Source organism: Stenotrophomonas sp. STEN022 (assembly GCF_056760155.1).
Window position 1 is genome coordinate 1 of the sequence record NZ_JBRREG010000126.1, and the last position, 10,731, is coordinate 10,731.

The 10,731-nt window shown below is 64.7% G+C and carries 7 protein-coding genes; all 7 read left to right on the plus strand.

Features of this window, described 5'->3' with window-relative positions:
- Nucleotides 1–452 precede the first annotated feature (452 nt).
- Nucleotides 453–2,711 (plus strand): TonB-dependent receptor, encoded by a 2,259-nt coding sequence (locus ACVOMF_RS18975; protein WP_481510645.1) that lies wholly within the window; start codon nucleotides 453–455, stop codon nucleotides 2,709–2,711.
- A gap of 20 nt (nucleotides 2,712–2,731) precedes the next feature.
- Nucleotides 2,732–3,988, plus strand: a complete 1,257-nt coding sequence (locus ACVOMF_RS18980) for a serine hydrolase domain-containing protein (protein ID WP_481510646.1) — start codon at nucleotides 2,732–2,734, stop codon at nucleotides 3,986–3,988.
- Nucleotides 3,985–4,926: a ribokinase gene (locus ACVOMF_RS18985; RefSeq protein ID WP_481510647.1), complete on the plus strand. Its 942-nt coding sequence runs from the start codon at nucleotides 3,985–3,987 to the stop codon at nucleotides 4,924–4,926. Before ACVOMF_RS18980 ends, ACVOMF_RS18985 begins: the two co-directional genes overlap by 4 nt.
- A 36-nt stretch (nucleotides 4,927–4,962) precedes the next feature.
- Nucleotides 4,963–7,152 carry a formylglycine-generating enzyme family protein gene (locus ACVOMF_RS18990; protein WP_481510648.1) on the plus strand — a complete coding sequence of 730 codons (2,190 nt, stop codon included), beginning with the start codon at nucleotides 4,963–4,965 and terminating at the stop codon, nucleotides 7,150–7,152.
- Complete coding sequence (locus ACVOMF_RS18995; RefSeq protein WP_481510649.1) at nucleotides 7,149–9,005, plus strand: glycoside hydrolase family 127 protein; 1,857 nt, start codon at nucleotides 7,149–7,151, stop codon at nucleotides 9,003–9,005. The genes ACVOMF_RS18990 and ACVOMF_RS18995 overlap by 4 nt, the downstream gene beginning before the upstream one ends.
- Nucleotides 9,006–9,167: 162 nt before the next feature.
- Nucleotides 9,168–10,361 carry a CaiB/BaiF CoA transferase family protein gene (locus tag ACVOMF_RS19000; RefSeq protein WP_481510650.1) on the plus strand — a complete coding sequence of 398 codons (1,194 nt, stop codon included), beginning with the start codon at nucleotides 9,168–9,170 and terminating at the stop codon, nucleotides 10,359–10,361.
- Nucleotides 10,362–10,374: 13 nt separating this feature from the next.
- Nucleotides 10,375–10,731: transaldolase family protein (locus tag ACVOMF_RS19005; RefSeq protein WP_481510651.1), on the plus strand; the 357-nt coding region annotated here is incomplete at its 3' end.

A 10,731-nucleotide genomic window follows, 5' to 3' on the forward strand; every position in this document is an offset into this window, starting at 1 on the left:
CCCCTTACATGGGCTGATCGCTCCAGTTTCACGGCGCCCCCACTGGCACGTGGGGCGCCGTTTTTGTTTGCTGTTTGGTGCCTGTGCGCGCGGCTAAAGCCGCGAAGCTGGAGAAGCATCCGCTCTCGCGCATCCTGCAACTGCAGATACCTCGTCGCCGGAACGGTCGTCTGCTTCGCGGCTTACGCCGCTCCTACAGAAGCAACGGCTGCGGCAACAAGAAAACCTTTCTTGTTGCACCGCAAGAAAAAACCACAGCTTGTTTCAAGCAACAAAACCTCACGTCTGAAGCTAGCCCCCCCGCCTTCAATGCACCCCTGTCCACGCCTAGGCTGGCTTTGTCGGGGAGTTGCGTCGGGAGGGATGCAGCAGCCAACAGAAGTATCGGAATGCCGCGCGCAGCGGCAGCAGTTCATGCACGTCTTATCTAAAACAAAAACGAGATAAACACCATGAAGAAGGTACCGGTAGCGTTGGGGGTTCTGGTTCTGGCCGCTGCGATCAGCAACAGCGTGCAGGCCCAGCAGATGCAGGCAGCAAACGAAGAAGACAGCCGCAGCGCTGAGAAGCGCGCGCAGGACAGGAAAGCCACCGAGCTCGACCGGGTCATCGTCACCGGCGTGCGCGCGCCCAAGGCAGTGGACAAGATCCCCGGCGCCATCACCATCATCACCCCGGAGGAGATCAAGCAGTCGCTGATCATCACCGAGGACAACACCGCGGTACTGGCGCGCACCATCCCCGGCTATGCCGAATCCTCGCAGGCGATGACCAACTCCGGTGAGTCGCTGCGTGGGCGCATTCCGCTGCGCCTGTTCGACAGCATCCCGCAGGGTTCACCACTGCGCGAAGGCACCCGCAACGGCACCTTCACCGACATGGGCGTGATCGGCCGCATCGAAGTCATCAACGGTCCGTCCGCTGCAGAGGGCATCGGCGCTACCGGTGGCGTGATCAACTACATCTCAAAGGTGCCGGAACAGATCGGCAGCGAGACCACCATCAATGCGCGCTACCAGACCCAGTTCAACGACGACAGCGTCGGCTGGAAGCTGGGCCTGAGCCATGCGATCAAGCAGGACAACTACGACTTCCTGGCCAGCGTCTCGCAGCTGGAGCGCGGCATGGCCTATGACGCCAAGAACCGCAGCATTGGCATGAATTCCAGCGGTTCGCTGGCCGATTCGCAGTCGCGCAACCTATACATGAAGGGCGGCTACAACTTCGGCGAGGACGGCGAGCAGCGCCTGCAGGCCACGTACAGCAACTTCAACATCGGCGGCAACGGCGACTACATCCAGCTGGTCGGCTGCAAGGGCCCGAACGACTGGCCGCCCTGCGACACGCCGGTACCGAATACCTCGATCAAGGGCCACATCGACGGCCAGCGCGATGCGCTCAACAAGTTCATCCAGTACAGCCTGCAGTACACCCACAGCGATTTCCATGGCGGCACGCTCGACCTGGTCGGTTACCAGGCCAAGCAGGGCATGCGCTTCCTGCCGGAGAACGGCGCCGACCGCCAGCTGGTGAAGCCGGCACCGGCAGACGATGCCGACCGCATCTTCGACCAGTCCGAGATCCAGTCACGCAAGAAGGGCCTGCGTACCTCGTGGACGCGCCCCAGTATCTTTGGCGTGGACGGATTGGAGCTGCATACCGGCGTGGACTTCGTGCAGGACGTGGCCGAGCAGCGGCTGGTGATGACCGACCGCGTATGGGTGCCGCCGATGGATTACCGGAGCGTTGCCCCGTATGCGCAGCTGTCCTGGGATATCGGCCCGGTCACGGTCAGCGGCGGCTTCCGTCGCGAGAACGGCGAGCTCGACATCGACAGCTATACCACCGTCGCCTACCGCAACAATTCCTTCGTCGAAGGCGGCACCCTGGACTACACCGCCAACCTGCCCAACATCGGCGCGATCTGGCGCGTCACCGATGAGTTCTCCCTGTTCAGTGCCTACAGCAAGGGCTTCACCCTGCCTGACATCGGCATCCCGCTGCGCAACGTGAATTATCCGGGCCAGACCGTGGCCGGCATCCTCGACCTGCAGGCGATCATCGTCGACAACATCGACATCGGCTTCAACTGGCGTGGTTCGCGCGGTGCGCTGAGTGGCAGCTGGTACCACTCCACCTCCGACTTCGGTGCATCGCTGGAAGTGGACCCGCTGACCAGCGACTTCATCATGACCCGCGCGCCCACCGACATCAAAGGCATCGAGCTCACTGGCGAATTCCGCTTCACCGACACCTTCAAGATCACCGGCCTGTACACGCACCTGCGCGGCTACACCTCGTTCTGGGGCCCCGATCCGCAGGGCCGCTACGATGCAGGCCCGATGAAGAAGCCGCTGGGCATCTTCGATGCGACGCCGGACAAGATCAACGTCGCCCTGGTGTGGAAAGCATTGCCCAACCTCGACGCCACGCTCGGTGCCAGCATGTTGCGCGACCGCCACCTCACCGGCTCGGCAGTGCGCGAATACGACGGCGAAGAGTACGACTACGACGAAAAGATCAACGGCTACACGCTGTGGGATCTGGGCGTGAACTATGATTCGGGGCGCTTCGGTACGTTCTCGCTGGGCGTGGACAACCTGTTCAACAAGTACTACATCCTCAGCGGCTCGCAGGGCGATGGCTGGCAGAACTACTGGGCCGGTCGCGGTCGGGTGGTGTCGCTGAGCTATTCGTATACGTTCCGCTGATGAGCGCAGGAGTGCACGCCATGCATCAAACCATCGCAACACCGCGCAGCCGTCGCTGGCTGCGCCGTGGCGCCGCACTCCTGTTGTGCCTGTCCGCGCCGCTGCTGCACGCGGGAGACCGCTGGCAGCCGCTGGATGGTTTCCTGCAGGCCAGCACCGCACCGGGCCAGTTCCCGGGCGCGGTAGCGCTGGTGGAGCACGATGGCCGCATCGTGTTCCAGCAGCACTACGGCCACGCCGACAGTGCCGGCAAGCGGCCACTGCAGGCCGACAGCATCTTCCGCATCTATTCGATGACCAAGCCGGTGACCTCGGTCGCCGTGCTGATGTTGCTGGAAGAAGGCAAGCTGTCGCTGGACGATCCGCTGGCGCGCTATCTGCCCGAGTTCGCCGACCGCACCGTGGTGACCGGCGGCGGCCTGCAACATCCGCAGACCGAAGATGCGCCGCGCGCGATCACCCTGCGCCATCTGCTCACCCATACCAGCGGATTCGCGGCGGCGTCGGACACGCACCGGGTGGCGACCAAGCTGTTGACCGCGGCCGATGTCGACAGCGCGACCTCGCTGCAGGACGTTGCACGCCGCTTGTCCACGCTGCCCTTGGCCGATGCGCCCGGCACCCACTTCCATTACGAAGGCAGCAATACCGAACTGCTGGCGCGCGTGGTCGAGGTGGTCAGCGGGCAACCGTTCGCGCAGTTCCTGCAACAACGCATCTTCAGCCCGCTGGCGATGCACGACACCGGTTTTGAAGTGCCGCTGGCGCAGCGTGGTCGCGTGGTCGAACTGCCAACCAGCACCGACGATGGCAGCCTGCGCGTGGCCGACACGCTCAGCGCGCGCAATCCGGGCGTGCGTCTGAAGGGCTACGACAGCGGTGCCGGCGGCCTGTATTCCACCGCTGCCGACTACCTGAAGTTCGCCCACATGCTGCTTGATGATGGCCGCAGCGGAAAGCAACAGCTGCTGTCGCGCAAGACCGTCGATCTGATGATGAGTGACCAGCTCGGCGGTTTCGAGCCGGCCATCAGCAGCTATGGCCCTGGCGAAGGTTTTGGCCTGGGCGGCTATGTCATCACCAACCCGGCGTATCGCGGCAAGCTCGGCAGCGTTGGCCAGTTCGGCTGGTCCGGTGCCGCGTCCACGTACTTCACCATCGACCGCAAGGAGAAGCTGGTGGCCATCCTGCTGATGCAATACCTGCCCAGCGGTGACAAGGCGCTCGCCTCACCGTCCACCCGTTTCTACAACCTCGTTTACCAGGCCATTCCATGAGTTCCACCGTTCTTGTCGCCGGCTCGGCCAATCTCGATTTCGTGGTGCGCGCGGCGCATGTGCCGGCACCGGGCGAAACCGTGCTCGGCCGCGAATTCCGTACCTTCCCCGGTGGCAAGGGTGCAAACCAGGCCGTGGCCTGCGCGCGTGCCGGTGGCGCTGCCACGCAGATGCTGCTTGCCCTGGGTGCCGATGACTTCGCCAAGCCGATCGAAGCCTCGTTGAACGACGCTGGCGTGCTGCTGCATGCCGTGCGCGATGCGCAGCTGCCGACTGGCACCGCCTTCATCTGCCTGTCCGATGACGCCGAGAACGCGATCACCGTCGCCCCCGGCGCCAACATGGCACTGCTGCCCGAACACCTGCCAGCACTGGATGGCGTGCAATGGCTGCTGCTGCAGCTGGAATCGCCGCTGGCCTCGGTGCAGGCCTATGCCACCGCCGCCCGCGCCGCTGGAGTGAAAGTCGCTTTGAACGCAGCACCCGCGCAGGTGCTGCCGGCTGAACTGCTGGCACAGCTGGACATGCTGATCGTCAACGAAGGCGAGCTGGCCGTGGTTGCAGGCAATCCGCCGGACCTGGCCACCGGCCTGGCACGGCTCGACGTTCCCTGCGTGATCGTCACTCTCGGCGCGCGCGGTAGCCTGGCGCGCATTGATGGGCAGATCCTGGTGCAGCCAGCGTTCTCGATCTCGCCACTCGATACCACGGCTGCCGGCGACACCTTCTGCGGCACCTTGATTGCCCTGCTCGCGCGCGATGAACCGCTGCAGCAGGCCCTGCTTGCCGCCAGCGCCGCCTCGGCACTGGCCTGTACGCGCCTGGGTGCACAATCCAGTATTCCCGAACACGCCGAAGTACAGGCATTGCTGGCCGACGCCAGCCGCCTGCCCGGCACCGACGCCCATGCCGCGCTTGCGGCATGGTGCGCGCTGTAACCGTTACGCCTCCCCCCGTTTTGCTGGATGACTGCCATGACCTCCCCCTACCCCGCCCCCGATTACGACAACGATTCCCAAGATCATGGGCGTGAGGTGATCCGTACCGAGTACAAGTTCTCGCACGTCACCACCGGCCGCTACCTGCCGACGCCAGGCAAGGCACCGGCGTGGCCGTTCGCCGACATCGGCAGCTGGATGATCGATGCCAATGCCAGCGCCGCCGACTGGCTGACCGAGCTGAAGGACTGGCGCCAGGAACACCTGGTGCGCATCGGCTATACCGACGTGAACTACCGTCGCCCGGAACTGCAGTGGGCGCAGCGCAACTTCGTGCACGCGCAGATGATGGTCGAGGACCGCTATTTCTTCGACGTGGAAACCGCGCAGTACACCGTCGACAAGTACCTGGACGATCTGATCGAACGCTTCGGCGGCCTGGATTCGGTATTGATCTGGTACATCTACCCGAACATCGGCATCGACGACCGCAATCAGTTCGATCTGGCACACACGCTGCCGGGCGGCCTGGAAGGTTTGACCGCCGCGGTGAAGGCATTCCAGAAGCGCGGCGTGCGCGTGTTCCTGCCGGCCAAGCCGTGGGACCACGGCACCCGTGACCCGGGCGTGACGCATTGGGATGGACTGGCCGAGATCATCAAGGCCACTGGTGCCGACGGCATCAACGGCGATACCTTCAACGGCGTACCGCGCGCGTTCTTCGACTCCTGCGATGCCAACGGCAATCCGGTGGTGGTGCAGCCCGAATCCACCATCAGCTCGGAAGAGCAGCTGATCTGGAATGTGCAGAGCTGGGGCAAGAAGGCACCCGATGGCCCGGTGCCGCCGGTGTCCAAGTGGAAGTGGCTGGAGCCGCGCCACATGGTCAATTACGAAAACCGCTGGGGCCGCAACCGCAACCACGACCTGCAGTACTGCTTCTTCAACGGCATCGGCTACAACGCCTGGGAAAACATCTGGGGCATCTGGAACCAGTTCACCGCGCGCGATGGTGAAACCCTGCGCCGCATCGCTGCCATCTACCGCCAGTTCCCGGCGCTGATCGTGGCGATGGACTGGGAGCCCTACCAGGTCTGCTACCAGGGTGGCATCTTCGCCAGCAAGTTCCCGGTCGAAGGCCAGTGCCTGCACACGTTCATCAACCGCAATGAGTACGCGGTCAACGGTGAGCAGATCGGTCTGCCGCATGTGGACGGCACCCGCTACTACGATGTCTGGCACGGCGTGGAGCTGTCGCCGGCGGTGCGTGATGGCGTGGCCATCATCGAGCTGCCAATGGAAGCACGCGGCTTTGGTGCGGTGCTGAGCGTGCAGCCGGGCACTGCGGTCGACGGTCTGGACGCATTCCTGGCCGAAGCCGCAAAACGCGCCGAACAGGCGCTCAATAGCTTCTCCGGCGCATGGAAGGCAATCCCGCAGCAGCTGCGCGAGATTCCCGCCACCACCACGCAGGCTGCCGCGCCGCAGGGCATGGTCACCATTCCGGCTGGCGAATTCGTGTTCGCCGTGGGCGGTGTCGAGATCGAAGGCTTCAACTGGGCCGGCCAGGACGTGCAGTTCCCGTGGGAAGACTGCCCGCGTCGCCATCACCGCAAGTTGATGCAGATGCAGGCGTTCCATATCGATCGCCATCCGGTCACCAATGCGCAGTTCAAGGCCTTCATCGATGCCACCGGCTATCACCCGGCCGATGACATCAACTTCCTCGCCCATTGGGTGGATGGCGCACCACGCGCCGGCTGGGACAACAAGCCGGTGATCTGGGTGTCGCTGGAAGATGCGCGCGCCTACGCCGCATGGGCCGGCAAGCGCCTGCCGCACGAATGGGAATGGCAGTACGCCGCGCAGGGCAACGATGGCAGAACCTATCCGTGGGGCAATGACTGGGACGCCAGCCGCGTACCGCAGGTCAACCGTGGCCGCCGCCTGCTGGCCCCCGCCGATGTCGATGCACATCCGCAGGGCGCAAGCCCGTTCGGTGTCGAGGATCTGGTCGGCAACGTGTGGCAGTGGACCGATGAGTTCAGCGATGAACACACCCGCGCGGCGATCCTGCGCGGTGGCTCCAGCTACCAGCCGCAGACCTCGCATTGGTATTTCCCGCAGGCCTATCGCCTGGACCAGCATGGCAAGTACCTGCTGATGGCACCGGCCAAGGACCGCAGCGGCATGCTCGGCTTCCGTTGCGTGGTGGATGCGGCATGAGTGCGGCCATCACCAGCGGCCAGCAGCTGATCGCACCGGCAGCGGTGAAGCTCGACGGTGTGTTCGGGCAGATGCTGGCGGCCAACCGCAGCGGCCGCCTCAGCCACTTCATCGTCGATGAAGCCAGCCCGTCGATCAGCATCTTCGGCCAGGCGCACAAGCAACAGAACCAGGAAGGTGACTGGTATGGCGAACACGCCGGCAAGTGGCTGTCGGCCACCGCCCGCGCAGTCGCGCAGGGCGATCAGCCCGAACTGGAAGCCAACCTGCGACGCGTCGCCGATTGGCTGATCAGCCAGCAGGATGAAGACGGCTATCTCGGCAACTATGCCGCCGACCGCCGCTTCACCGTGCCGCAGCCGCCCAAACCCGAGAGCTGGAACGGCGAACCGGCGCTGCGCACCTGGGACATCTGGACCCACAGCTATCTGATCCTCGGCTTCCTCGAAACCTGGCGTGCGCTGGGCGACGACAGCTACCTGCAGGCCGCACGGCGCATCGCCGACCTGTGCTGGCAGGCGCTGGAATCGGGCATCGACATCACCACGCTGGGCAACCATCACGGCATGTCGGCGACGGTACTGCTGGACCCGGCCGCCGATCTGTACCTGGTCACCGGTGAGCCGCGCTATCTCGCGTTGGCCGAGAAGATCCTGCAGCAGGCCAACGCCAACCCGCGCCTGGCCCTGCTCGACAAGGGCATCGCCAACGAAGACGCCGCCTTCATCGCCACCGGTAAGGCTTACCAGCTGTCGTGGAATCTTGTTGGCCTGGCCAAGCTGTACAAGGCCACCGGCAAGGCCGATTACAAGCTGGCCATCGACAACCTGTGGAACAACATCCGCGAGCAGCACCTGACCCTGGGCGGCGGCCCGTGGGGCGGCGTGGCGCATCGCTCGCGCGAGGTGTTCAATGCCCCGCGCACGTTCTTCCCGCAGGCCTATGTGGAAACCTGTTCGGTGCTGGCATGGATGCAGCTCAACCGCGAGCTGCTGGCCATCAGCGGCCACGCGCGTTATGCAGACGAGCTGGAACGCACCGCCTACAACGACCTGCTGGCGGCGATGGCACCGAACGGCGAGGACTGGTGTTACTACACCTTCCCCAACGGCAAGCGCGTGCATACGACGTACTGGCGTTGCTGCAAGTCGTCCGGCGCGATGGCGGTGGAAGAGCTGCCGCAGATTGCCTATGGCGTCGCTGCCGACGGCGGCCTGCGGGTGAACCTGTACGGCGCCGGCGAAGCCACGCTCAATCATGCAGACGCTGGCAAGGTGGTGCTGCAGCAGCAGACCCGCTATCCGTTCAACGGCGATATCAGCCTGCGCGTGACGCCCGAGTACAGCGCCAGCTTCAGCATCGGCCTGCGCATCCCGGCCTGGGCTGAAGACGCACGCATCCAGGTCAACGGCGTCAACGTGCCGGTGCAGGTCGCTGCGGACGGTTACGTGCAGCTGCAGCGCCAGTGGCAGGCCGGTGACCTCGTCACGGTACAGCTGCCGATGCAGCCGCAGCTGCACCGCGCCGCCAACATCAACGTGCAGGAATCGCGTGCACCGGACGGCTCGCCGGTGGCGCAGGAAGTGCTGCGCTGGGAGTACGTCGGCTTGAGCTACGGCCCACTGGTCTATGCAACCACGCTGATCGATGGCTTCAAGACCGATGAAACCGTGAAGCTGCCAGAAGGTGATCCTTCGCGCTGGCTGCAGGTTGGCCAGGATGAGGGTGAAGGCGCGACGGTGACGATGCAGCTGGAATGCCGCGCGCCGCTGGTGTTCGAGCCCTATTACCGTTGTGGTGGCCGCGAGCACGACGTCTGGCGCCTGAGCTGGTTGTCGCTGGCCCCGCAATAAGCCTGTCACCGCTGCCTGTCACCAGAAACTGTGAAGGCAGCGGTGGTTTTGAACGCGATGACACCGCGATACCTGCTTTTTGTCCTCGCTGAAAATACCCGCACGATATGTTTCTTCCCATCCACCGGGAGGAAACTGCAATCAAGGATTCGAGTGCAGCCAATGTCAGCAAGCAACAACCCATCTCCGTTCGACATCGCCCAGCGCGATGGTGCCCGTGGCCCGCTCAGCGGCGTGCGCGTGCTGGACCTGAGCGCCTATATCGCCGGGCCGTACGGCTGCACCCTGCTGGCCGACCAGGGCGCGGAAGTGATCAAGGTGGAACCGCCGGTTGGCGACAACCTGCGCAAGTACCCGTCAACGCTGGAAGCGGAAAGTCGCGCCTTCCTCGGCGTGAACCGCTCCAAGCGCGGCGTGGTGCTGGACCTGAAGGAAGCCGACCAGCGCGCGGTGCTGATGCGCCTGGTGCGCGAGGCCGACGTGCTGGTGCACAACTTCCGCCCCAGCGTGCCAGCCCGTCTGGGCATCGATTTCGACAGCCTGAACAAGATCAACCCGCGGCTGGTGTATTGCGCGGTCACCGGTTACGGCGAGGACGGTCCGCTCAAGGACAAGGCCGGCTACGACCAGGTGCTGCAGACCATGACCGGCATGTGCGCGATGCAGGGCAAGCCCGGCGGCGCGCCGGAGATCCTGTACGGCTCGGTGGTCGACTACTACGCCGCCGCGCTGGTGGCTGCCGGTGTGTCCTCGGCATTGTTCGAACGTGAACGCAGTGGTGAAGGCCAGTACGTGGGCGTGTCGCTGCTGCGCAGTGCACTGACCATGCAGTCGGCACGGATGATCTGGGCCGAAGGCGAACCTGAAGGCGTGGGCCGCGACATGCGCTCTGGCGGCGTCACCGGCATCCACCCGACCGCGCAGGGCCATCTGTACATCTCGGCCAATACGCCGCGCTTCTGGCAGGCGCTGTGCGACAAGATCGGCCTGCCGGCAATGGGCAGTGATCCGCGCTACGACACCGTGCGCAAGCGTGCCGAACATTCCGACGAACTGCTGGCCAAGCTGCATGCCGCGCTGGCTGCACGCAGTGCGCTGGAATGGGAAGCGCTGTTCGGCGAAGAAGTGCCGTGCGCGGCCGCGCGCAAGGTCGAGGACATGTTCGAGCACCCGCAGGTGCTGGCCGAAGAAATGATCACCACGCTGCAGCACCCTTTGCTGGGCAGCTACCGCGGCATCACCCGTCCCATCGTGTTTGGTCGCACCCCCGGCCCGCAGCCATTCGCCGCGCCGACCTTCGACCAGGACACCGCCGCTGTCATCGCCGCCGCCGATGATGGCGACACCCCCGCCTGATCCGGAGCACCTCATGAGCACTGCATCCAAGCTCGCGCAGCTGCGCGAACTGTCCGTCGTCGTCGCCGATACCGGCGATTACGACGCCATCAAGCGCCTGCGTCCGGTCGACTGCACCACCAACCCGACGCTGGTGAAGAAAGCCCTCGACCTGCCGGTCTATGCCGGCCTGATCGAGCGCGAGCTGCAGTGGGGCCGCGCCCAATCCGGTGACAGGCAGTCCATCGCCAATGCCGTGGTCGATCGCTTGACCGTCGGCGTCGGCACCATGCTGGCCGAGCTGGTGCCGGGCCGCGTGTCCACCGAGGTGGATGCCGACCAGGCGCATAACACCGAGGCCCCGATCGCCAAGGCGCGCGAGTTCATCGCC